Consider the following 23,531-nt stretch of genomic DNA (forward strand, 5'->3'; position numbering starts at 1 on the left):
ATTACACCGCTCATCGCGCTACTCGACGTAACGGGAGGAACTCATGCTCGCCTTCTTTGCTCGTGTTGCCGACTCCACCGCGCCGGCGGCGCGTGCGTCGTTGCCTGTGCGCCGCGCCGCGGCGATCTGTGTTGCGGCGCTGACGCTGGCAGGGTGTGTACAGCCGTGGCAGCAATTTCACGCCGGCCAGGATCAGTCGGCGATCATTGCCCGCATGGGGCCGCCGCGCGAAGTTCATCAACTGCCGGATGGCGGGCGGCGGCTCATGTGGCCCACCCAGCCGATGGGCACGACGACAGTCGCTGCCGATATCGACTCATCCGGCAAGATCGTGAACGTGCGCCAGGTGTTGCAGATCAGCGAATTCAATCGTGCGCAAATAGGGATATGGACACGCGAAGATGTGCTGGTCAATTTCGGCCAGCCTGTGCAAACCGCCTTTTTCCGACTTTCGCAACGCGAAGTCTGGTCGTATCGCTACGTGGAGAACAACATCACGCATCTGCTTTTCAACTTTTCGTTCGACACCAGCGGCGTTTTGCGTGAAACGCAGCGAAGCCCCGATCCTTTGCGCGACCGGGATTTCCGGCGGTTCTGATGGTTTCGATCACGTGGTGGCTCAGCGGCACTTCTCGCAGGGCTCGCAACTGCACGGTGCTCGGCGCACCGCGCATTGCCCGGCAATTGCGCGTTCTCACACCTTGAGCGTGTTCTTGTGAATCGTCCCGTCTTTCATGATGACGAGCAGGTTCTTCGACGGATCGGCAAGGAGCGCGAGGTTCTCGACCGGATTGCCGTCGATCAGCAACAGATCGGCCATCGCGCCGTCTTCGATCACCCCTAGCTTGCCGGGATACGGATTGCGCGGTCCCGACAGCGCAAGCAGCTGGCCGTTGGTTCCCGTCGCCATCTTCAACGTCTCGGCGGGGGTGTACCAGTTCAGCAGGTGCGTCAACATCGTGCCCTGACGCTCGGCGAGCACGGGCGAGAACAGCAGGTCCGAGCCGAATGCCGTTTTGATCCCGTGTTTCTTTGCCAGCGTATAAGCGTTATTGGTGCCCGCGAAAACCGCGAGCATCTTCTCACGGCTGGGCCCGGTGAGCGGAACGGCGTCAGCTTCGCTGACGAATGGTTGAATGCTCAGCCATGTGCCGTTCTTCGCCATCAACGCGGCTGTCGCGTCGTCCATCAGATGAGCATGCTCGATGCACTGCGCACCCGCCGCGATGGCGCGCTGGACTGCCGGCGGCGTGTACGCGTGCACCATCACGTAGGTGCCCAAATCCGCGGCGGTCTCGACGGCCGCGCGTAATTGCGGCTCGGTGAAAGTGAGCATGTCCAACGGACTGCGGGGGGTGGACACGCCGCCACTGCCCACGATTTTTATCTGCGAGGCGCCCTGCAAGAACTGTTCGCGCACACGCTGCCGGACTTCATCGGCATTGTCCGCGATGATGCTGCCGCCCGTTTGCTCGGAGCTGCTGACCTTGCCGCCGGATCTGGGGATATCCGCAAGCGAGCGGAAGTCGCCGTGACCGCCCGTGGAGGTGATCATCGCGCCGGACGGATAAATGCGCGGGCCCGAAATGATTCCCTGGTCGATGGCCTGTTTCAACGCGAACGCGGGGCCGCCCGCATCGCGCACCGTGGTGAAGCCGCGCATCAATGTGCGCTGGGCCTCGGCGCTTGCGGCCAGATGCAGGAAGGCGATGTCGGCGGTCAGCGCGATCTGTAGCGGCAGCGCGGCGAGTATCGCATGCCAGTGCATATCGATGAGGCCGGGCATCAGCACCCGGCCGCCGCCATCGATGGTCTGCGTGCCGTCGGCCACCGTCGGCTTGCCCGGCGTCACGCTGTGAACGCGATTGCCGTCCACGAGCACAGAGAGACCGTCGCGCAATGTGCCGGTTTTTCCGTCGAACAGCCTGATGTTCGTAAAGAGGACAGGGCGCGTGGGGCTGGCGGGTAGAGGCGCAGTTTGCGCACTGGCGAGCTTCGGCAGGACGAGCGTCAGCATGGAGGCGGCCATGCCGGTGACGAAGCCACGCCGCGAAAGATCCGCGCTGATCCGGTTATTCAGGAATTCGATCTCCGACTTCTGGCAGAAGCAGGCGAACGGGTGAGCGGAGTCTTCTTGATTGCCTGGCTTGCGAGAGAACATCAATCTCCTCCAGATAGTTTTTTGGACTTTCCGTGCGGCGGCGAGTAGACAGTATAGGTAGGCGGGATCAAAAGTGAAATGCGATCGCTGACCATTATTCGACTGAAGATCGGATTGCGGTGTTTCCAAATACATACGATCGATACGTCGCAGCCTGATGCTTACAAAAGTGACTGCAAAAACGATTACAGAATCGATGGCAAAAGCGATTACAAAAGCGATTCAATCGGCAGAATAGACAGCATCCACACGCCCAGTCGCCCATACCAGGTCGTATTGGGTTCCGTGTCGTGGCGAATTTCCTTGTCGCCGTTTTGCTCGATCCAATAGAGCTTGCCGTTCTGGTCGAGCCGCACCGAATAGGCGACTTGCGGAACGAGCGCGAGGAAGGTCGCCTCGATCTGGCTGGCGAGTTCAGGGCTGTCGATCACGAGCCCGAGCTCCGTATTCAGATGCGCCGAGCGCGGATCGAAATTAAACGACCCCACGAATACGCGGCGAGAATCCACCGTGAAAGTTTTCGCATGCAGACTGGAGCCCGAACTGCCGAATGGCCCCGGCGACTGTTCTTTCTTCTGATGGCTGAGCGGCGAGCGCCGCAACTCGTACAGGTGCACTCCACCGGTCAGCAGTTCGACACGCCGTTTCGCGTAGCCGGAATGAACCGCGGCGACATCCGTCGCTTCGAGCGCATTCGTCAGCACTAGCACTGTGACGCCGCGCGCGGCGAGCCCTGTCAGGTACTGCGTGCCCGATGCGGCCGGCACGAAATACGGCGACACCAGATCGAGTTCATGCGTGGGCTCGCCCAGCACTTCCCTTAACTGATGCGAAATGAGCGCTTCTGGTGGCGCGTTGTTCAGGCCTTTCGCGGGGTCATCGCTGATCATCTCTGTCTTTGCCCATTCGAACGGCAACGTCTCGTCCAGCATCTTCTGCACGACATGCGGACCGCGCAACGCGTCAATATAGGCTTCGGCTGCCGGGTCCTGTTCGATGGCCTTTGCCTTGCGTTCAAGCGCGTCGAGTTGGCCCGCGTCCGCGTGCGCCAGAATCCGCTCAACGGGATATGCCGACGCACTCGCCCAATACCGGTCGAAGTCTCGTGCCACGTCCGCCGCGGCGGGTCCGACCGCCAGCACGTCGAGGTCCGCGAAGACGATCCCGTCGGTGGCATCGAAGTACTCGTCGCCGATGTTGCGGCCGCCGAGAATGGTCGCCGTGCTGTCCGCGGTCAGCGACTTGTTGTGCATGCGTCGATTGGCGCGCGGGAAGTCCGTCAGGAAGCCGATGAATTTGGGCTTGCGAACCACGAACGGATTGAACAGGCGAACTTCGATGTTCGGATGCGCTTCGAGCGCGGCCAGCGTCGGGTCGAGAGACGAGGGGATGCCGAGGTCGTCCAGCAGCAGGCGCACACGCACGCCGCGATCGGCGGCTTCATGGAGTTCTTCGAGCAGCAGGGTGCCGGTCAGGTCGTTGCGCCAGATGTAGTACTGGATGTCCAGCGTGCGCTGCGCCGAGCGGATCAGATCCATGCGAGCCGCAAACGCCACATGCGCATCGGAGAGCGGATAGATGCCGGTGGAGCCCGCATGCGTTGCAAGCCCGGGGGCGACGGCACGGCCGAGATTCGTGGTAGCAGCTTGCGAGGGCGTCAGCGCGCTCGACGCCGTGCGATTCTCGAGCGATGGCAAGGCACAGCCCGTTAGCATGCCCGCGCAAAGCAGCAACGCTGAAATCCCGCCGATGGATCGACGAATCGAATGGAACGGCTTGTGTTTCAGCGATCGCATACGGTCCATAACTTCCTTCAGGTCATTACCATCCGTCTGGTTTTACAATGAGTACGTCGGGTGAACTGGCAAACATGGCAAGATCGCAGCGATGATGAGCCACGGGCGGCTGTTCAGTCGACTCGTGCCCAATCCGGCGCGTTGCATTGTGTGATCAGAATACTATGACTGGCGGATTGCCGGAATTGGCAACAACGCGTCATTCCCGGTCGCACAAACGGGTTCACCTGATGTCGGTCGAGCGTTTCGCACTATCCGGAGTCGAGCAACGTGAAGATATCCCGCTTGCTGCTTGGCAGTGTTCTGCTTTTCGCGATCGGCGCGGCATTGCAGTTCGTATGGCCGCTTTCGCAGCCGGCGTCTTATCATCACTTCGCCGATGAGCGCTCGCTAGGCATGCTTCCCAATGCTTCGGACGTGCTGTCGAACCTCGTCATTCTGGCTGCGGGTCTCGTCAATTTCTGGTGGGTGATACGGCATGCGCCACGCCCGCCGCTCCAGTTTCCCGCGATGGTGGTCGCAGGCCCCGGCCTGATCCTCACGGCGTTCGGCTCGGCCTATTATCACGCGGCGCCTTCGGATGCGACGCTGGTGTGGGATCGATTGCCGATGACGATCGTGTTCGCCGGAATCCTTGCGATGCTCTGGACCTCGGTGACCAGACAGCGCGTGGGCTGGGTGCAGATGCTGATCCTCGTTGCCGTATCGCTCGGCACCATTGAATACTGGCTCGCGTTCGACAGCCTTTGGCCCTATGCGATATTGCAGTTCGGCGGACTCGCCGTCGTCGTTGGCATGACGGTCGCTCGCAAGGTCGATGCGCCGTTCGCATGGGCCATGGTTATCGTCTTCTATGGGGTTGCGAAGGTCTTCGAAAGTCTCGACTGGCAGATATGGGCATTGACGGGTCATCTGCTCGCGGGGCACGCGTTGAAACATATTGCAAGCGGATTCGCCGGCGCTGCGCTGCTGCTGATCGCGCAAGCGTCGCAACGATCCGGCGCATCCCTATCCCTATAGCTGCGATTCGATCGGCAACAGTCCCAGGAACCAGATGCCGACGCGTTTGAGGGCCGACACGCCGGGCTCGTCGAGTTCCGTTTCCGTTCCGGTGGCCGTGGTGTCGATCCACACAATCCGCGTCTTGCCGTTGGCATCGGGCCGCTCTTCAAGCCGCCAGGCAATCTGGTCGAGCCTCGGTTCAAGTCCATTGACCACCTGCGCGGCGAGCGCAGGGCTTTCGCAATACACGCCGATTTCCGTATTCAGGCTGATCGAGCGCGGGTCGAGATTCATCGAACCGATGAAGATGCTGGACTGGTCGAACACATAGGTCTTCGCATGCAACGAGGCCTTCGACGAACCGAGCAGCGACTTCTTTTTCCCGCGCGACTCCTCGGACGCGACGGGTTTCAGCTCGTAGAGATGCACGCCCGCATCGAGCAGAGCTTTGCGGTAGCGCTGATACCCGGCATGCACGGCCGACACGTCCGTGGCCGCCAGCGAGTTGGTGAGGATGGTGACGCGAACGCCGCGTCCGGTTTCCTTGCGCAGCCATGCGACGCCTGCTTTCCCGGGCACGAAGTAGGGTGAAACGATGAGCATCTCCTTTTGCGGCTGGATGCTCAATGTCATGAGCTGCGGTAGCAGATGTCCGGTTGGATCGTCCGGAGAGCGCGTGATTTTTGCGGGATCGTCGTAAAGCAGGGTCGCTTTCCCCCAGGAGACATCGATGTCGCGCAGCTTCAGCGTTTCGTCATAGCGCTGCCTCGCCTGCGTGACGTAGGGCGTGTCGCGTTGCGACTCGATGAATGCGGCCAGCTGCGCGCGATGGCCGGCGAGCGCGTCGGGGTCCGCCGGATGACCCATCAGGTTCTCGATCGGGTAGGCCGCGTCCGAATTCCAGAATTCGTCGAACGCGGTAGAGATTTTGCGGACCACGGCGCCATACGTCAGCACGTCGAGATCGCCGAATGACACGTCGTTCGACGCGTTGAAGTACTCGTCCCCGATGTTGCGCCCGCCGACGATTGCGGCTTCGTTATCGGCGATGATCGACTTGTTGTGCATACGCCGGTTCACCCGCCTGAACTCCAACGCGGTGCCCAGCGTTTTGAAGCGGCGGCTCGCGACCGGATTGAACAGCCGTATCTGAATGTTCGGATGGGAGGCGATGGCGAGCAGCACCTGGTCGTCCGCGCCGGTGCCGAGGTCGTCCAGCAGCACGCGCACTCTGACGCCGCGATCCGCCGCGCGCAGTACCGCATTCGCCAGATGCCGGCCGGTCAGATCGTCATGCCAGATGTAGTACTGCAGATCGAGCGTGCGATCCGCGGCCTCGGCGAGCACGATGCGGCTGAGCAACGCGTCGACGCCGTCGGGCAGCAGATGAAAGGCCGTTTCGTTCGGGTGCAGCCGCTCCTGCGGCGTAAAGGCTGCGCCGAGGCGCGTGCTGTCCGACGGTTCGATCGCGTGCGTTTCGATGCGGCCCGTCTGCGGCGGCAAACCCACGCAAGCCGACAACAGCGCCAGCAGCAGGACCGCGAAGACCACGCGCAACTTTGCCATAGCAGAACTCCAGACCCTTATGCCGCCAACTTCACGCGGCGAAATCAGCCGCCATGTCGGCATCGGTGCGCGCTTCGAGTTGACCGTTGCGGCACGCGTGGCGGAACTTCTCGTAGTCCTGTTCCACCTGGTCGGCGTAAGCGCGTGAATAGCTGACGAGCGCTTCCGCCATCTGGTCGCCACTACCCAGATAGCCGGCCACTTCCGTGGCCTGTCCACCCGCTTTCGCGTGCGCTCGCGCGAGCACCCATCCGCATAGGCCTGCGTACTCGCGGAACGTATCTTTCTCAAACAGTTCGAGCGTGGCCGAGATCTTCATGTCGCGCAGTTGGCGCCCGTAAATGGTTCGCCCGAACGGGCCCGAGGTCCAGCCCAGGAACGGATCGCTCGCGCCCTGCATGAGCCGCTGGCCGTGGACCACGCGGTGGCCGTGATGCTTCGGCGCCGGCGCGTCGAAATATCGCGAGATGACCGAGGTCGACGCTTCCTTGAACTGGATGAAGAGCGGCTTCTCGTGGGGATCGACCATCAACAGAATCAGACATCGCGTGCCGACGCTGCCGACGCCGACCACCTTGAACGCGACATCCTGCATCTCGAAGTGCGCGAGCAGATTGCCCCGCACCTCGCCGAGGGACTTCAGATAGTGCTTGTAGATCGGCCCCATCAGCTTGCGCCAGTCGCCGAGGCCGAGCCAGTCGTCGTCGTGCGTGAAAAGCGTGGTCTTGCCGTGCACGTGGAAGATGCCCGGCGGCGTGTCGCGAATCTGCCATGTGCCTTCGCGACGGCTGGCGAGCTTGGGGAGCATCGTGTCGTGCGTGCGGCGCGAGGCTCTTTCGACCACGTTGCGAATGCGCTGCCGCGAGTCGTCCGTGGTCACGATCCGTTCGAGTCGGTCGAACGTGATGAGTTCGTACCAGAGTTCGAGCGGGCTCATCGCCGAATACCTCTCGGTCCAGTACTGATAGCTGTGCACCGCGAGCGCAACCACCTCGTCGGCAAGTTTGTCGCCGTGGCCGAGGTGCCTGATCGCAATGTAAAGGCTGGCGGTCAGGCGTTTGAGATCCCACTCCCACGGGCCGACCGCCGTTTCGTCGAAGTCGTTGATGTCGAAAGCGAGCGCCCGTTCCGGCGTCGCGAAGCCGCCGAAATTCATCAGGTGGCAATCGCCGCAGATCTGGAAATGAAACCCGCTATTGGCGGTCGTCGAGAGATCATGCGCCTGGATGATCGCGCTGCCCCGATAGAACGTGAACGGTGACGCAAGCATGCGTCCGTAGCGCAATGGAACGAGGGCTTCGACGCGTCCCAGGCTGTTCTCGCGCAACAGATCGACCGGGTCGCGATCGGTGTTGCCGATGTTGGCATGCGCGCTGCGCGGCGTCTCCTTGCGCGCCGAGCGGCCCAGTTCGCGGCGCTCCGTGAGCAAATCGGACGGCGTCATCATTTGCTCCCGGCTAATGCGGCGAGGCAACCTGCCCGAAAGCCGCGCGACAAAGCGCGGATCAGAGCGGCATTAGCTTTGGGCGTGGGTGGTCGGAACGTTTGGGCAATGGCCGGCGCGCCGCCGTGGGACGACGCGCAGAGGCCCGGCATTGCGCGGCCTGGAAGGGAGTGGGTGAACACGCTTGCGGCAGTCCAGCGGGCCAATGCGGCGATCGTTCTCATCTGTTATTCCCCTTGCATTGACGCTTGCATGCCGCAGCGCCCATGCGCCGCGATCTGATAAAGGCGTTCTACGAGTAAGACGGGAAAGCGACTGATAAAGACTGCGTGCCGGACGAGTCCGTTTGCCTGTTCAAACTCTAGCTTGTCTCCCTGATTATTTCCATAGGACCCGCTCCGGGGCTCCGTGGGCCTCAGAGCTGCATCCAGAGCCGTCAGGCAATGTCGTCGACGGCATCGTCCCGTCCCGCGGACGCGCGTCCCTGAACGCTCGACAGATGCTCGCGCATGGCACGGGCCGCCGCTTCACCATCACGGTCCTTCATGGCGCTGACGATGGCCTGGTGCTGCTGGGCGAAAAACTGGCGCGTCGTCTGGGCTGCCGTCTTCTCGCGCAGCGTCGGTTTGACCCGCATGCCGTTGATCACTTCCATCAACGCGATGAGCGCTGGATTGCGCGTGGCCTGGCCGATTAGCAAGTGGAACCGGTGATCCCATTGCTGCCACTCGTCGTCATTCTTCGCCGCGGCGTTCTTGCGCGCGCATTTTTCCAGCTCCAGCAGATCATCGCGGCTCGCTTTCGTCGCGGCAAGCTCGGCGAGCGCAGGCTCGAAAAGCAGCCGCATTTCCGCAATGTCCGCCGGACTGGCTCCAGCGCGAAGACCGCGCAGCGTGGGCGCAAACTTCAGCGGCCGCGCGCCGAGGTAAGTGCCGCGTCCGACACCACGCCACACCTGCCCGGCCGCCTCCAGCGACGCGAGCGCGGCGCGCAGCTCGCGCCGGCTGACGCCAAGCTCTTCGGCGAGCTTTCGTTCCGGCGGCAGCGCGTCGCCGTCCCGAAGCTGATGATCGGCAATGTATTGCCGCATGCCGTCCAGTACTGAGTTTTCCATGTCTCGGCTGAACCAATGTGAATTGGTATCAAAGATAGCAGAATCTGGCGGTTTCTCGCCACGTCGTTTGACGACGCTTTTTGATCTTGTACTATCTTGAATATATCGGGTTAACACCGGATGAAGTTCACCGCTGTTAGCCGTACCCTGACACCTTATTTTTGTTGAACCTTTGTTTATTGGTTCGCCAGATCATCGTAATTCGTCGCACTGAGGAGTCGAGCATGTCGTTTACAACCCGTCCGGAACTGATTGGCACATTCGGCATGGTGGCCTCGACGCATTGGCTGGCCAGCGCGTCGGCAATGGCCGTGCTCGAAAAGGGCGGCAATGCGTTCGATGCCGCGGCCGCAGCCGGGTTTGTTCTGCAGATCGTCGAGCCGCATCTGAACGGTCCGGGCGGCGAACTGCCGGTCGTGTTCTACAGTGCGCGCGAGGACCGGGTGCGCGTGCTGTGCGGCCAGGGCGTGACGCCGGCGGCGATGACGATCGAGCGGATGCGCGGGATGGGACTCGAAGTCGTTCCGGGGACGGGCTTGCTGCCGGCCGTGGTGCCCGGTGCCTTCGGCGCGTGGATGGCGATGCTGCGCGACTACGGCCAACTGCCGCTAGAGGACGTGTTGAGCTATGCGATCGGCTATGCGGAGAACGGCTATCCGGTGCTGCCGCGCATGACGTCGTCGATCCTCGCAATCAAGGATTTCTTCCAGACTGAATGGCCCACCTCGGCCGAGCAATGGCTGCGCGACGGCGATGCGCCGATGCCGAACCGGCTGTTTGCTAATCCGGCGATCGCGCAGACTTACCGGCGCATCCTGCAGGAAGCGAAATCGCGCGGCGACCGTGCCGAGCAGTGCGAACGCGCACGCGAAGTTTTCTATCGCGGCTTCGTGGCCGATGCCATCGACCAGTATTTCCGCTCGACCCCGGTGCTCGACACTTCCGGCCAGCGCAACCGCGGCCTGCTCGATGCGGACGATCTCGCGCGCTGGCAGCCCACTTACGAAGACCCGGTCTCATACGACTACGAAGGCTTCCGTGTTCACAAGACAGGTCCGTGGGGCCAGGGGCCCATGTTCCTGCAGCAGCTCGCATTGCTGAAGGGCTTCAACCTGGCTGCGATGGATCCGCTGGGGCCCGACTTCGTGCATACGGTGATCGAATGCTCGAAGCTCGCGTTTGCCGATCGGGAAGTGTTCTACGGCGACCCCCTGTTCGCGCAGGTGCCAATGGACACGCTGCTGAGCGACGCGTACAACGACCAACGCCGCAAGCTGATCGACCCCGCTCGCGCGTCGTTCGAATTCCGTCCCGGCATGCTCGGCGACAGCGAACGGCGCGCCGCGCTAATCATCGCCAATGCCGGCAAGGAGCAGTCCGGCGGCTCGGGCCAGGGCGAGCCGACTTTTGCCCCGCTGCCTGAACTGCGCGGCGACACGGTTCATCTGGACATCGTCGATCGCTGGGGCAACATGGTCTCGGCAACGCCGTCGGGCGGCTGGCTGCAGGCGTCGCCCGCCGTGCCCGGTCTTGGCTTCAACGTGACCACGCGGGCGCAGATGTTCTGGATGGAAGAGGGCTTGCCGTCGTCGCTGGGACCGGGACGCCGCCCGCGCACCACGCTGTCGCCGACGCTGGTCACGCGCGCGGGCAAGCCCTACGCGGCCTTCGGCACACCAGGCGGCGACCAGCAGGATCAGTGGTCGCTCCAGCTGTTCCTGCGGCACGTGCATGGTGGCATGAATTTCCAGGCGGCCGCGGACGCACCGTCGTTCCAGACCGCGCATTTTCCTGGCTCGTTTTACCCGCGTTCGATGCAACTGGGCAAGATGTCCGCCGAGTCGCGCTTTCCGGAGCACACGCTTGCCGGGTTGCGCGCGCGTGGACATGACCTGAACGTGGCCGAACCCTGGGCGTTGGGCCGCGTCTGCGCGGTTGGGATCAGAAACGGGCTGATGCGTGGCGCGGCAACGCCGCGGCAGATGCAGGCCTACGCGGTCGGGCGATAAGTTTCGCGGCCCGCCAATCGCCTATTTGTCCTTGGGGAGAAACGCCGTGTCTGCTGTCGCCGCCCGTCTTGAAAGACTGCCGATCTCGGGCTTTCATCGCAAGCTCCTGCTCATCGGCGGGCTGGGGTATATGTTCGATGGACTCGATTCGTCATCGCTTGCATTTCTGCTGCCGCTCGTGAGCAAGCTGTGGCACCTGACGAGTGCCGAGAGCGGCCTCGTCGCGAGCAGCACCTATATTGGCTACTTCTTCGGCGCGTTCCTGTCGGGCGTGCTCGCCGATGTGATCGGCCGCCGCCGCATCATGATGTCGGCGCTGGCGATTTATTGCGCCGCGTCGCTCGCGAGCGCCGCCGCCACCGACTGGCACACGTTCTTCGCGTTGCGCATCGTCGCGGGTTTTGGCTCCGGCGCGGAGACGGTGGTGATCGCGCCGTTTCTGGCCGAGTTCGTGCCCCGGCGCTACCGGGGCATCTTTTGCGGCGCGCTGGTCGGGTTCATGTCTTTCGGCTATCTGGGCTCGTCGATTCTCGGCTTCACCGTTGTGCGCAACTTTGACGATGGCTGGCGATATCTCGCCGTGGCGACTTCATTGCCGGTCGTGATGCTGCTGTGGTGGCGCAGGACGCTGCCCGAGTCGCCCCGCTGGCTGGAAAGCCAAGGGCGACGCGGCGAAGCGAACCGGATCGTAAGCGATATCGAAGCGTGGTTTGCAAGCCGCGGCATTGCGCTGGCGCCCGTCGCTTCCCTCGTTGCGATTCCCGCGTCCGCACCGGCACCCGCGAACGGCGGCGCGTTGCGCAACGTGCTGACGCTGTGGTCGCCACGGCTTGCGCGCACGACGGCGGTCAGTTGGCTGATGTGGTTTTCGGTCGCGTTCGCGTACTACTCGTTCTTTTCGTGGATCCCGAGCCTGCTGCTCAAGGAAGGGCTCACGATGACGAAAAGCTTCGGCTATTCGATCGCAATCTACGGTGCGCAGATTCCGGGCTATTTCTCGGCGGCTTGGCTCAATGAACGGATCGGCCGCAAGGGAGTGGTGGCGTCGTACATGCTGCTTGGCGGCGTGGCGGCGATTACGCTGGCGTTCTCGCACACGGGCATACAGATCATGGCCGCCGGCATCGCGTTGTCGTTCTTCATGAACGGCGCGTTCGCCGGGGTCTATGCGTACACGCCGGAAGTCTTTCCGACCACGGTGCGCGCGACCGGTACCGGTTCGTCGTCATCGTTCGGCCGGATCGGCTCGGTGAGCGCGCCGATTCTGGTCGGCCTCGTCTATCCGGCGCTGGGTTTCCTCGGCGTGTTCACGATGACCACGACGGTCCTGCTGATCGGGGCCTGCGTGGTGTTCTTCCTGGGCATCGAGACGCGCAACCGCTCGCTCGAAGACATCGAAGTGGATAGCGCCGAAGCGGCGCTGGACGTCCGCGCCCCGCTCAGCTCCACCGAAATGCGCGGCTGAGCGTTCGTCATTTCTCAAATCGGCACACGGACTATGCAAGACGACCTTATCGAGCAGAACGCGCTGGAACTCTCGGACCTCGAACGTCTCGCCAACGCCCAGCGCGTGAAGGATCAACCCGCAGAAATTTTCCGCGCAGTGCACGCGGTGGCGGCAAGCGCGATCGGGGCGAGGCTGTTCACGATCATGTCCTACGATGCGCGGCAGCAGGAGGTCGAACGCGTCTATACCAACATGCCCGCCGTCTATCCGCTTGGCGGGCGCAAGCAGAAGCGCGGCACCACGTGGTCGAAGCAGATCTTGCAGGACCTCAGGCCGTTCCGTGCGGAAACCGCGCAAGGTATCCGCGACGCGTTCGACGATCACGCGGTGATGACCGGCATGGGGCTCGGATCGATCCTGAACATCCCGATCGCGTACGACGGGGTCTGTGTTGGCACGATGAACATGACCCACGTAGAAAGCTGGTATACCCGCAGGCATGAGGAAATCGGCGTGCTGATCGGCAGCTTTCTCGCCCCCGCTTTGCTCAATCTGCAACTGACTCGCGCCGACGGTCTCACGTCTTACTGACATCAACGACAACTATGGCTTCCACCACACCGTCAACCTTGACCACGACTTCCGAAGCCCAGGGTCGCTGGCTGCTCGTCTTCATTCTCGGCTACCTTGCGCTGATCGCCGACGGCGCGGATGTGATGATGTACGGCCTGACGCTCACACGAATCAAAAACGAATTCGGACTGACCAACGTCGAATCGGGCGCACTGGGAAGCTTGACATTGATCGGCATGGCGATCGGCGGAATCGCGGGCGGCTGGGCGAGCGATCGATTGGGGCGGGTGCGGGTCATTGCGTGGGCGTTGGCGCTCTTTTCGCTGGGCGCCGGCTTGCTGGGGCTCACGCATAACTTCGTGGAATTCGCGGTCGTGCGATTCATCAGTTCTCTCGGCATCGGCTGCATGGTGCTGGTGACCACGCTCGTCGCCGAATATGTGCCGACGCAGCGGCGCTCGCTGATTCTCGGTATGTTGCAGACGGGCATTTCGTCGGGCTACATCGTCGTCATCGCGTTGAGCAACTGGATCTTGCCGCATTACGGCTGGCGCACGCTGTACTACGTATCGGCGCTGCCTGTGCTGCTGGCGCTGGCAATCAAGTTCGTGGTGCCCGAACCGGCAAACTGGCAGGCGATCCACGCGGCCGCCCGCAATGGCGAACGTCGGCTCGTCGACAATCGCTACTATCTGATCTTCAGCAACCGGCAGTCGCGAACCATGTTCATTCTGTGGACCTTGGCCTCGGTGTTCGCGCTGTCCGGGTTTTATGGACTGAACAACTGGTTGCCGACTTACCTGGAAAAGGAACTGCACGTCAAATTCAACGCGATGGCGGGCTACATGATCGGCACGTTCGTGGTCGCCTTTGTCGGCAAGATCGTCGCCGGATGGCTGGGTGACCGCTGGAGCCGGCGCGGTGTGTATGTGCTCGGTTGCGTGGGCGCGGCGCTTTTTCTGCCCGTCATCATCTTCTTGCATACGCGCGAGAACATCCTGTATCTCATGCTGCTGTTCGGCTTTTTGTACGGCGTGCCGCTCGGTACGATCGGCACGTTCATGTCCGAGAGCTTCGCGACTTCCGTTCGCGGCACGGCGGTGGGCGGCTCCTACAACCTCGGCCGCTTCTGTTCGGGCGCGGCGCCGATCGTCATCGGTTATCTGGCTACCCAGTTTTCGATTGGCGCTGGTTTTCTTGTGGTGGGCGGGGTGTTCTTTTTGAGTGGTGTCACCGCGCTGTTCGTGCCCGACCGGTTGTACGACACACAGAAGTAAGCCGCTTTGCAGCACCACGGTTGCATGGAGGTGGTGCTTGCGTTTCATATGGCTCGCGCCATTTTTGAGGAAGACGGGCTAGTCAACAAAGCTTCGCGCAGAAGGATGTTCGCGATGATCGAGCTTTTTCGAATCTTGCGACCTCGTTATCAATAAGGTACCCGAACGAAATTGGGCGACGCTATCGGATAGCGCTCAACAAATCTTCTTGTTCGGTTCGACGCATTGAAGCGGTGGACATGATCGCTCCTATGCGCGCCGTGCAGCATGGACGAACTTCATTCACCGTCCATGAAACGGCCTGTCGCAAATGGCGGTTGTAGAATGGAAATTCGTACGATCTGCGCGAAGCCCGCGCCAAATCGGATTTCCGCAAGTGAACAAGCCCGCCCATCCCACCCTCGAAGCACTTCTTGCCGACGTGCGCAATTGCCGCGCATGCGAACGCGATCTGCCGCTGGGTCCGCGGCCCATCGTGCATGCTGCGGACGAAGCCCGTATCCTCATCGTGGGTCAAGCGCCCGGTGCGCGGGTGCACGCGTCGGGCATCGCATGGAGCGACCCCAGCGGCGAGCGTCTGCGATCCTGGCTCGGCGTCGACGTCACGTCGTTTTATGACGAGACGCAGTTCGCCATCATCCCAATGGGGTTCTGCTATCCCGGACGAGGCACTAGCGGCGATAAGCCGCCGCGCCGCGAATGTGCGCAACTGTGGCTCGATAGCCTGCTGGAGAAGTTGCATAACGTAGAGTTGACGCTATTGATTGGCCAATACGCGCAGCGTCATTTCCTCGGCGAGCGCCGCAAGCCGTCGCTGACGGAAACGGTGAGGGCATGGGGCGAATACGCGCCGGCCTTCATTCCGTTGCCGCACCCGTCGCCGCGCAATCAGGCATGGTTCAAGCATCACCCGTGGTTCGAAAGCGAAGTACTGCCGATGCTGCGGGCAAGGGTGCAAGCAGTCTCTCCCGGGACGGGGGTGAACAGATAAGCCGGATCGGCACATCCTGTAGAGCGGAGGAACGGATGCCGCGTGCGAACAGCAAGAGCGCGAAGATCGTGATCCAGCGAGCCTACGAAGAGCCGGGCCCGGACGACGGTTATCGCGTGCTGGTCGATCGCGTATGGCCGCGCGGTCGCAGTAAGGAGACGCTTAAACTGGACCAGTGGGCGCGTGAGCTTGCGCCGAGCGCGCAGCTGCGCGAATGGTTCGGGCACGATCCGCAGCGATGGACGGCGTTTCAGCAGCGCTATCGCGATGAACTGGATAGCGATGAGATGCGAACGCGCATGCAGCAACTCATGAGCGATGCGGCCGGTCACCGGATCACACTTGTCTACGGCGCCAAAGATGAGGAACACAACCAGGCGATCGTGTTGCGCGACGTTCTATTGCATTTGCACAAAGGCTGAGTCCGCGTGCGGCTGGCGAGAATGCATGTATGCCGGGTTTACGCGGCGTGTTGCCGGCGCGAGCCTCTTGCGGGCCATTTTGTGTTCCGCAACGCAGGAAGCGATGTGGGATTTGTCGATTGCCCGGCGGCGCTCTTCGTGGCCGTCTGGCGCCTGGCGGTAGTTTCAACCCATTGCCGGTTGGCACGGGCTCCTTGAGGCAGCGACGCGCTCGCCAATTCCTGATGCCGTGAGCATGAGCCCGGGAGGACTGAATAGCGTCCTATAGCGAGACGGATTGGTCAATAGAGAGGTGTGCTCTGTTGATCAATGGCAACGGCCGTCCGATACTGGAAGTATCGTCGCTCCGCTTACCGGGTGACGACGACGCCGGCTACCGGAGCGAATCCATTCGCGGCGGGTATTTCCCGGTTCACGCGTGGAACCGGCCGAAAAAAATGACAGGCCGCGCCGTCATATCCGGGCGGATAGCTCGCCGCACTGACCGGTCGCGCGGAAAGCCGAATTGGCAACGAAGGGCGTGAGGTGGATATTCAGCCGGGTGCGCGCCAGCGGGAACGGTGCGTTTTTCGGTTGGAGTGCAGGGGAGTCCGGCTTGTAGCCAGGATGGCCGGCGAGATCCCGGAAATGACGGTCGAACCATGAGCGACACAGAAGGGGGCCTGATATGGCGAACGCTGATCTGGCAGTACTCTGGGGCGTCGGGATTCTCGCACTGGCCTGCCTGGTCGTGTGCGGGGTCTATGTGTTCTGGAGCAGCGCAACGTACCGCGGCCGGAAACAGCGGTTCGGCAAGCAAGTGAGCGGCATTCGGGCGATCAGCAAAAGCAAGGCACCGCTTTCGCAGACGGAGGCAACCATGGGCACACAGCTAAGCCATCGCTGCAGAACCTCACTCTATCGGGCCGTATTCGACAACACCCACCACGAAAGCATCGTGTTTCTGCTCGCTGGCAGCCGCGACGACGCGCGGGAGCGCGTGGTCGGCGCGCTCGCTGCGATCCACGGCATCGCGGTGCAAAGTGTGCGTTTGAGCAACCTCGCGTCGTTTCAGGAAATGATCGACATTGGCATCAGCGAGGATCGGGATTTGCGCGTATTCGAACTGGCCTGGAAGGGGCCGAGTGTCAGCGCATGGGTGGGACATCCGCTGTTCCTGACCGACGACTGCACGTTGCTAGGCAAATGGGCCGAGTTATACGCGGATCTTGCGCGGGAACTGGCGCTCAGTATGATCGACCGGGCGCGAGGCTGACGCCCGGCAGGGTGTAGGAGTAAATCGTCGTATCCCGGCTGTCCCGGCAGCATGACGCGCCCGGCGACGGGCAGTTGCCGTTTGCTGAACCGACTGTTTGGTAGCAGTCCACGAAGCAGACAATGTCTGCGGGATCGTGGATGCATCGTATTGCCGTTCGCGTCGCTCGACGAGAGCGATCTGGCGCGGATGCCGCTGTCGACGCAACGCTTCGCGCTTCCTTTGACGCTGTGCGCACACCTTGTGCTGCGTGACAGCGCCGGTTTCCACGGTTTCCTACGGCATGTTGACCACGGGATTTCCCGGATGCGCGGCGTTGCCGAAACAGGCGATCCCGCGCCACAGCGTCAACGCCAGCCAAACCCCCAGGCACCCCGAAGACACCCTCTATCCCAACGACAGCACACTCCCGGCTTGACACGAATATACTCCACGAAGTATATAAGAGATATGGAATCGACATTTGCCATCATCGCCGAACCGAGCCGCCGCGCAATCCTGAGTCTGCTCGCCTCTTCGGAGCAGTCCGTGGGTGAAATCGAGGAGAAGCTGAACCTCTCGCAGCCGTCGGTTTCGAAGCACCTGCGGGTGCTTCGCGAGGCTGGCTTCGTGGAAGCGCGCGTTGACGCACAGCGGCGTCTGTACCGGATCAAACCGGAGCCGCTGATGGAGATCGACGCATGGCTCGAACCGTTTCGCCGCTACTGGTCGGTTCACGTCGATGCTCTCGAACGCCACCTCGATCAGCTGGATCCAGCATCACACCGCAAGGGGAAGAAAGCATGAGCAACCGAGACGAATACATGCCGGGCCCCGCCGCCGGCGCTGAAGTCAGAAAAGACGGCGAAAAATGGACACTCGTTCTAGTTCGCGAGTTGCGCCATTCGCCGCAGAAAGTCTGGAATGCGTTGACCGATCCGGCCAGTCTGCGGGAGTGGGCCCCGTTCGACGCCGACCGGAGTCTCGCCTCTGTGGGACCCGTGAAGCTTTCAACGGTCGGCACGCCGACGCCGCAAGTCTCCGAGACACAGGTGACGCGCGCCGACGCGCCCACGCTGCTCGAATACCGCTGGGGCGACAACGACATGCGATGGGAACTCGAACCGCTCGGCAACGGCACGCGGCTCACGCTGTGGCACAGCATCGATCGCGGCTTCATCGCGATGGGCGCAGCCGGCTGGCACATCTGCCTCGATGTGCTCGATCGGCTCGTTGGCGATGAGCCGATCGGACGTATCGTCGCCGGCGAGGCGATGAAATTCGGCTGGCCTCGCTTGAACGAGGAGTATGCGAAGCGCTTTGGTATCTGAACCTGCAACTCATGGGACGAGAGGCCCGGCTCACTGAACACGGAGAAAGACTTGCTCCGCAATCGGCGCGATGCTTGAAGTCCAGGAGAACAACATGAAAAAGTCGGATTCGCCCGAGGGCCAGCCGGCATCTGAGTTGATCGACAAAAGAATCGCCGATCTCGCGGATTGGCGCGGCGAGACCTTGAGCCGGATGCGCAAGCTCATCAAGGAAGCGGACCCGGATGTCGTGGAGGAATGGAAATGGATGGGCACGCCCACGTGGTCGCATGATGGGATCGTCTGCACCGGTGAGTCGTACAAGTCGGTCGTGAAGCTGACCTTCGCCAAAGGGGCTTCGTTGCAGGACCCGCGCAAGCTGTTCAACTCGAGTCTCGACGGCAACGTCAGGCGCGCGATCGACATCCATGAAGGGGAGCAGGTCGACGCGAGCGCGTTCAAGGCGCTCATCCTCGCCGCGATTGCTGTGAATACGGCCAACGGAAAAGCAAAGGCAAAGCCGAAGCCGAAGCCGAAGCAGGTCAAGTAGGCGGCGGCACGTGAACGCCTCATGCTGCTCGAAGCGCCATCGCCAATGGCCGCGCTTCGAGCAACGACATGCTCGCCTACTCCGACGCGCTCAGTCAGAAATCTCAGGTTCGACCAGCTTCGCCAGCTGCATCAGCGACTCCTGCCAGCCGAGGTAGCACATCTCCACGGGAATGACCTCGGGCACACCCTCCTGCACGATCGTGACCTCGGTTCCGCAGGACACTTGCCGCAATGAAATGGTGACGTGCATCTGGCCTGGCAGGTTCGGGTCGTCGAACCGGTCCGAGTAGCGGATCTTTTCGAACGGCACCAGTTCCACATATTCGCCACCGAACGAGTGGCCGTTGCCGGTGCTGAAGTTGCGAAAGGACATCTTGTGGGTGCCCCCGACGCGGGCATCCATGTGATGGACCTGACAGGTGAAGCCATAGGGAGGAAGCCACTTCGCGATTGCATCGGGTTCGAGGAAGGCACGGTAGATGCGCTCGGGGGTCGTGCGCAAGACGCGATGGAGATGGATGGTTCCGGTAGCCATGGTGTGCTCGCTTTTCACTAAAGAAGTTGTAGATACTTCCACGACGAATCGACGACTGCGGTATCGACATCGTCACGACCAGGGAAAACCCATGGTACTGCTCGCGTTCCTGCCGCGCGATGAACGCCGGTCGCTTGTGCATCGCTCACCTACGCAGTGAGCTGCGCTAGCGATCTTCGACAATCTCATACCACGGGCTCACTCCTTTCCGGCGGAAGTGGTAGCGTTGACATGTCACAGGAACGCTGCCGGTGACGCTGCCTGGCAGCGGCCCGAGCCGCATGAAGGAGACGCCACCATGAACGGCTATCAGGTCACCTTCTTTACCCAACAGGATCGCCGACATCGCGGCAAGCCGCTGGCCGACTGGCTCGTCCATCTCGCGGGTGAACTGGGTCTGCGGGGCGCCACCGTGATACCGGCTTCCGAAGGCATGGGCCATCATCATCGCATTCATTCCGCGCACTTTTTCGAACTGGCGGACCAGCCCCTGTCCATCGTGATGGCGGTGACGAGCGAAGAAGCCGACCGGTTATTCGAGCGGCTTCGCGCGGATGGCGTCCATCTGTTCTACGTCAAGACGGCGGTCGAGTTCGGCGTCGTGGGAAATGACGACGGGGACACTAAAAAATCGTAGCGTGCGATCTTGCCGTTGCCGCGAACAGCTATCGCGGAGATCGACGGTCATCTCCCCGGCTGTTCCCGCTGAAGACACGACGGCCATCGCATGCCGTTCGCGCCGCACGCCGTTCGGCATGCAACCGGCTGCGCGTCGCAGTCAGCGATATGTCGGTATGCGTGATCTGCATGAAATGATTTTTTTAATGCATTTGTATGGTTGGGCAGATTAGGCTCGAATGTCGGGCCCGCGCGCGGGATGAGGCTCCATGAGCTAACGGTCTCGGTACTGCCGAGCCGTCCGAGCTTGCCCGTTCGATCACGCCGCACATTTTTTCTAAAAGAGTGACAAAGGAGAAACATGAAAGCCATGCTTGCAACCCTGACGGTTGCGCTGCTCGCCGTATCGTCCGGCAACGCGATCGCTAAGGATTGGCCGACCGTGCGGTTCGGTGTCGACGCGAGCTATCCGCCGTTCGAATCGAAGGCCGCCGACGGCAAGCTCGTCGGCTTCGACATCGATCTGGGCAACGAGATTTGCCGGCGCCTGGATGCGAAATGCGTGTGGGTCGAGAACTCCTTCGATGGGATGATTCCCGCCCTGAAGGGACGCAAGTTCGACGGCGTGCTCTCGACGATGTCGATGACGCCGGCGCGCCAGGCGCAGATCGCGTTCTCGGCGAAGGTGTTTCGCATTCCGACGCGCCTCGTCGCGAAGAAGGGTTCGACGATCGTGCCGACGCCGGAAGCGCTGAAGGGCAAGCGAATCGGCGTCGAGCAGGGCTCGATCCAGGAAACCTACGCGAAGACGTATTGGGAGCCGGCCGGCGCGACGATCGTGTCTTATCAGGACCAGGATCAGGTGTACACGGACCTGATCGGTGGGCGCATCGACGCATCGCTGCAGAATGCCGTGCAGGCCGACGTCGGCTTCCTGCGCACGCCGCGAGGCAAGGACTTCGGATTCGCCGGCAATCCGCTTTACGATGCGAAGACCTTGGGCAGCGGTACTGCGATCGGGTTGCGCAAAGAGGATACCGATCTGAAGACGAAGATCGACAAGGCCATCGCCGACACGCGCGCGGACGGCACGTACGACAGGATTGCGAAGAAGTACTTCGACTTCGACGTCTACGGCCAGTGAAATATGGCCCGGCGCACGGCATCGAGCGGTAGGCCGGGCTATTGTCGTTGACCGGATAGTAGTTGATCCTCGAAATCCGCGAGGAGGCCGTGAGCGGTCCATAACGAAAACAACCGAGAGACGATGCGATCACCCGAGGCAGACCTGCCCAGTTCTTTGGAAGCCAGCGTATGGCGCCTTGGTTTGAGTACACCTTGGTGGCTCATGATTCCTCTCGCGTTGCTGGCGACCGAGCTATTGCCATTGCCGTTCGACTACGTCGCCGACTTTTTCCTTCCACATCAGCTGTTCGGTGGCCCGAATATCAGGTCGCACGGCATCGTCTATGCACTGATCGTGACTTGCCTGATCGCGTCGCTCGTCGAGACGGCGGTCAATCAATGGGGATGCATCACGTTGCTGCGAAAAAAACTGGGTGCCGGCCCTGGAGTGGCGGTCATCGTGTCAGCGGCCCTGTTTGCGGCGATGCATTTCTATAGCTGGAAATATGTAATCACCACGTTTCCCGTTGGGCTCGTACTGGGTTACGTCTTCGTTGTCGAACAGATGCGGCGAGGGCGAGCCTTCGCGATCGTCGCTGCGATCCATGCGTTACGAAATGCCATTTCCATCGCACTGATTTTTGGCTTGCAGTGAAACCATATTGTGATGTCGGCGCGGCGGCGCGGCGGCGCGCATGCCGTCGGCGTCATTCAAGCAGTATTCTCCACACGAGTTAACGGATCATAAATATCACAGTATTTATGATCCAAATAATGGCAAAATACCACTCGTCAAGTTTCTGGAGACTCCTACATGGCGGATACCTTCGAACTGGTCGCGCTTGCGCTGCCGGCGGATGTCGCGCCCGAGACGCTGCCGGCAGCGGTAAAGCGACTTGTGGCCGATTGCTGGCCCGGCATGAGCCGCGGCCAACTCGTTGCGCGCGCCCGGCGCCACGCGTTAAAGCCCTCTCTTCGTGCACACGGCCCGAGCGCTCCCGGTGAAACCGGGCACTTCAGCCTGACGCTGACCGCCGCGGGCGGGGTGGTGCGGCTCATTGCACATCTGCGCCGTGTCGCGAAGCGCCGTGCCTCCGCTCGCGCTGCGGTATCCGCGAAAACGTCGAAGCTGTCGCGGCCACCTTTGCGCGATCCGCGCCAGGCGTCGCTGTTCTGAGAGCTTGGAGGAATAGACCATGGGCCGACCGCGCATCGAATGGACCGACACGCAGTTGCGACAGATCCTGGCGGCGCTGCCTCGGCTCAACCGCGACACGCAACAAGACAACGCGCGCTTCCTGGACGGCGTGATCGCAGTGGTGCGCGCGGCGACCGGTCGCCTCTATGGTGCGACAACCTATAGCAAGCTGCTGCGGCACGTCGCGCCGCAAGCGGGGATCGAACGCAGTCCCAGTTCGTCGACCGTACAGGCCGCGGTATTGCGCGCGCAGTCGTTTGCGGCGGCGCAGCCGGGTGCCCGCCTTGGTGCGGCCGAGGGGGCGCAATGGGCCGGGCCGACTGGCGGCAGCCGCGACGGCAACGGCGTGACGGTGACCCGTGCGGGCAAGTCGGCGGCGAAGCGGGCACGCGCGAGTGCGAATGCCGGAGTCACCGCCGATACACTGCAGTCCGCGCTGGTTCCCGCGATTCGCGATGTGCTGACGCCATTGCTCGGGCAACTTCAAACCGCGTCGGCGCGGGGGCGTGCGCCCGCTCGGCATGACGACGCGCTGCAACTGCGATTGACCGAAGCGGCACTGGCCGACGCGCATGCGCGCATCCGGGGTCTCGAGCAAGAGGCTGCTCATCTGCGGCGCGAGTTGGGCCGGGCCGAGGCCGCTCGCGATCTGGCGGGCAAACACGTGAATGCGATGCTCGAAGGACTGCACAACACGATCACCGGGTCAGGCGGTAGCGCTGCCACGTTGACGCAGGCGGTGAAACGGCTCGACGGGACCGGGCGATTTCTCAAGACGCAGAATGAAGCGATGCGCCGTCAGGCCACGCATGAGGCTGCGGCGCTGCGCGAGCAGAACCGGAAATTGTCGGAGCACATCGACCACTTGCTGCTCGACAACAACCACTATCGGCAGGTGCTCGCGGCGCAGCCAGGGCGTCGGCGAGCCGGGGCGTGAAGTACGTCCAGCGGCTGACTGGCGAAGTGGTGGAAATTTTCGCCAATTCAGCAGTGCAACGTCAAAACCTTGGCACCCGGCGTTCCGGCTTGTCTTCGCGTCGCCATCGAAGGGCGCAGCGGTTACTGCTCCGGCGCGATTCGCTGCCGATTTTCCGCACAGAAGCCGCACCAGGAATCGAAGCGGCGTTGTATCGAAGTGAGCGTCTGCGGAGTGTTGG

23 protein-coding genes are annotated in these 23,531 nt (G+C 62.1%); 17 read left to right on the forward strand and 6 right to left on the reverse strand.

What is annotated here, in order from left to right:
- Positions 1–43 precede the first annotated feature (43 nt).
- Positions 44–598, forward strand: coding sequence for a hypothetical protein (locus P0D89_RS16285; protein WP_408359044.1), 555 nt, complete (start codon positions 44–46; stop codon positions 596–598).
- Between the two features lie 96 nt (positions 599–694).
- Here the strand turns inward: P0D89_RS16285 and P0D89_RS16290 are convergent, their stop codons facing one another.
- Both P0D89_RS16290 and P0D89_RS16295 read right to left on the reverse strand, forming a co-directional pair.
- Positions 695–2,161, reverse strand: coding sequence for a metal-dependent hydrolase family protein (locus P0D89_RS16290; protein WP_408359042.1), 1,467 nt, complete (start codon positions 2,159–2,161; stop codon positions 695–697).
- 209 nt (positions 2,162–2,370) lie between these two features.
- Positions 2,371–3,876, reverse strand: coding sequence for a phospholipase D family protein (locus tag P0D89_RS16295; protein ID WP_408359115.1), 1,506 nt, complete (start codon positions 3,874–3,876; stop codon positions 2,371–2,373).
- A gap of 351 nt (positions 3,877–4,227) precedes the next feature.
- On the opposite strand from P0D89_RS16295, the gene P0D89_RS16300 reads away from it, so the two are divergent.
- The gene (locus tag P0D89_RS16300; protein WP_408359040.1) at positions 4,228–4,977 is read left to right on the forward strand and encodes a hypothetical protein; all 750 of its coding nucleotides are present in this window, start codon (positions 4,228–4,230) and stop codon (positions 4,975–4,977) included.
- Here P0D89_RS16300 and P0D89_RS16305 read toward each other — a convergent pair.
- The 3 genes from P0D89_RS16305 to P0D89_RS16315 form a co-directional block, all read right to left on the reverse strand.
- Complete coding sequence (locus tag P0D89_RS16305) at positions 4,972–6,525, reverse strand: phospholipase D family protein (protein ID WP_408359038.1); 1,554 nt, start codon at positions 6,523–6,525, stop codon at positions 4,972–4,974. The genes P0D89_RS16300 and P0D89_RS16305 overlap by 6 nt on opposite strands.
- A gap of 31 nt (positions 6,526–6,556) precedes the next feature.
- Positions 6,557–7,969 (reverse strand): DUF2252 domain-containing protein, encoded by a 1,413-nt coding sequence (locus P0D89_RS16310; protein WP_408376921.1) that lies wholly within the window; start codon positions 7,967–7,969, stop codon positions 6,557–6,559.
- A 436-nt stretch (positions 7,970–8,405) separates the two neighbouring features.
- Positions 8,406–9,083, reverse strand: a complete 678-nt coding sequence (locus P0D89_RS16315; protein WP_408359034.1) for a FadR/GntR family transcriptional regulator — start codon at positions 9,081–9,083, stop codon at positions 8,406–8,408.
- Between the two features lie 224 nt (positions 9,084–9,307).
- Between P0D89_RS16315 and P0D89_RS16320 the strand changes: the two genes are divergently transcribed.
- The 10 genes from P0D89_RS16320 (at position 9,308) to P0D89_RS16365 (ending at position 18,896) form a co-directional block, all read left to right on the forward strand.
- The gene (locus P0D89_RS16320) at positions 9,308–11,092 is read left to right on the forward strand and encodes a gamma-glutamyltransferase family protein (protein ID WP_408359032.1); all 1,785 of its coding nucleotides are present in this window, start codon (positions 9,308–9,310) and stop codon (positions 11,090–11,092) included.
- A 46-nt stretch (positions 11,093–11,138) separates the two neighbouring features.
- The gene (locus P0D89_RS16325) at positions 11,139–12,557 is read left to right on the forward strand and encodes an MFS transporter (protein ID WP_408359030.1); all 1,419 of its coding nucleotides are present in this window, start codon (positions 11,139–11,141) and stop codon (positions 12,555–12,557) included.
- A gap of 33 nt (positions 12,558–12,590) precedes the next feature.
- A complete protein-coding gene (locus tag P0D89_RS16330) occupies positions 12,591–13,130 on the forward strand; it encodes a GAF domain-containing protein (protein ID WP_408359028.1) in 540 nt (179 codons plus the stop codon).
- Positions 13,131–13,144: 14 nt separating this feature from the next.
- Positions 13,145–14,389 (forward strand): MFS transporter, encoded by a 1,245-nt coding sequence (locus tag P0D89_RS16335; protein ID WP_408359026.1) that lies wholly within the window; start codon positions 13,145–13,147, stop codon positions 14,387–14,389.
- A 310-nt stretch (positions 14,390–14,699) separates the two neighbouring features.
- On the forward strand, positions 14,700–15,380 hold the full coding sequence (locus tag P0D89_RS16340) for a uracil-DNA glycosylase family protein (protein ID WP_408359025.1): 681 nt from the start codon (positions 14,700–14,702) through the stop codon (positions 15,378–15,380).
- A 35-nt stretch (positions 15,381–15,415) separates the two neighbouring features.
- Positions 15,416–15,802 carry a DUF488 domain-containing protein gene (locus P0D89_RS16345; protein ID WP_408359023.1) on the forward strand — a complete coding sequence of 129 codons (387 nt, stop codon included), beginning with the start codon at positions 15,416–15,418 and terminating at the stop codon, positions 15,800–15,802.
- A 667-nt stretch (positions 15,803–16,469) separates the two neighbouring features.
- The gene (locus tag P0D89_RS16350; protein ID WP_408359021.1) at positions 16,470–17,057 is read left to right on the forward strand and encodes a hypothetical protein; all 588 of its coding nucleotides are present in this window, start codon (positions 16,470–16,472) and stop codon (positions 17,055–17,057) included.
- Between the two features lie 150 nt (positions 17,058–17,207).
- Positions 17,208–17,843 (forward strand): ArsR/SmtB family transcription factor, encoded by a 636-nt coding sequence (locus P0D89_RS16355; protein WP_408359019.1) that lies wholly within the window; start codon positions 17,208–17,210, stop codon positions 17,841–17,843.
- Positions 17,840–18,367, forward strand: a complete 528-nt coding sequence (locus tag P0D89_RS16360; protein WP_408359017.1) for an SRPBCC family protein — start codon at positions 17,840–17,842, stop codon at positions 18,365–18,367. The genes P0D89_RS16355 and P0D89_RS16360 overlap by 4 nt, the downstream gene beginning before the upstream one ends.
- Positions 18,368–18,461: 94 nt before the next feature.
- Positions 18,462–18,896: a DUF1801 domain-containing protein gene (locus tag P0D89_RS16365; protein ID WP_408359015.1), complete on the forward strand. Its 435-nt coding sequence runs from the start codon at positions 18,462–18,464 to the stop codon at positions 18,894–18,896.
- Between the two features lie 90 nt (positions 18,897–18,986).
- On the opposite strand, the gene P0D89_RS16370 is transcribed toward P0D89_RS16365, so the two are convergent.
- Positions 18,987–19,433: an SRPBCC family protein gene (locus P0D89_RS16370; RefSeq protein WP_408359013.1), complete on the reverse strand. Its 447-nt coding sequence runs from the start codon at positions 19,431–19,433 to the stop codon at positions 18,987–18,989.
- Between the two features lie 298 nt (positions 19,434–19,731).
- Between P0D89_RS16370 and P0D89_RS16375 the strand changes: the two genes are divergently transcribed.
- The 5 genes from P0D89_RS16375 (at position 19,732) to P0D89_RS16395 (ending at position 23,311) form a co-directional block, all read left to right on the forward strand.
- Positions 19,732–20,070 (forward strand): DUF190 domain-containing protein, encoded by a 339-nt coding sequence (locus P0D89_RS16375; RefSeq protein ID WP_408359011.1) that lies wholly within the window; start codon positions 19,732–19,734, stop codon positions 20,068–20,070.
- A gap of 342 nt (positions 20,071–20,412) precedes the next feature.
- Entirely contained in the window at positions 20,413–21,195 is a 783-nt protein-coding gene (locus P0D89_RS16380) for an ABC transporter substrate-binding protein (protein ID WP_408359009.1), read from the forward strand.
- Between the two features lie 183 nt (positions 21,196–21,378).
- Positions 21,379–21,831, forward strand: coding sequence for a CPBP family intramembrane glutamic endopeptidase (locus tag P0D89_RS16385; protein ID WP_408359007.1), 453 nt, complete (start codon positions 21,379–21,381; stop codon positions 21,829–21,831).
- Between the two features lie 159 nt (positions 21,832–21,990).
- Entirely contained in the window at positions 21,991–22,353 is a 363-nt protein-coding gene (locus P0D89_RS16390; protein WP_408359006.1) for a hypothetical protein, read from the forward strand.
- A gap of 19 nt (positions 22,354–22,372) precedes the next feature.
- Positions 22,373–23,311 carry a hypothetical protein gene (locus tag P0D89_RS16395; RefSeq protein ID WP_408359004.1) on the forward strand — a complete coding sequence of 313 codons (939 nt, stop codon included), beginning with the start codon at positions 22,373–22,375 and terminating at the stop codon, positions 23,309–23,311.
- Positions 23,312–23,531 lie beyond the last annotated feature (220 nt).

The organism is Paraburkholderia sp. RL18-085-BIA-A (assembly GCF_046027075.1).
Classification (GTDB): Bacteria; Pseudomonadota; Gammaproteobacteria; order Burkholderiales; family Burkholderiaceae; genus Paraburkholderia.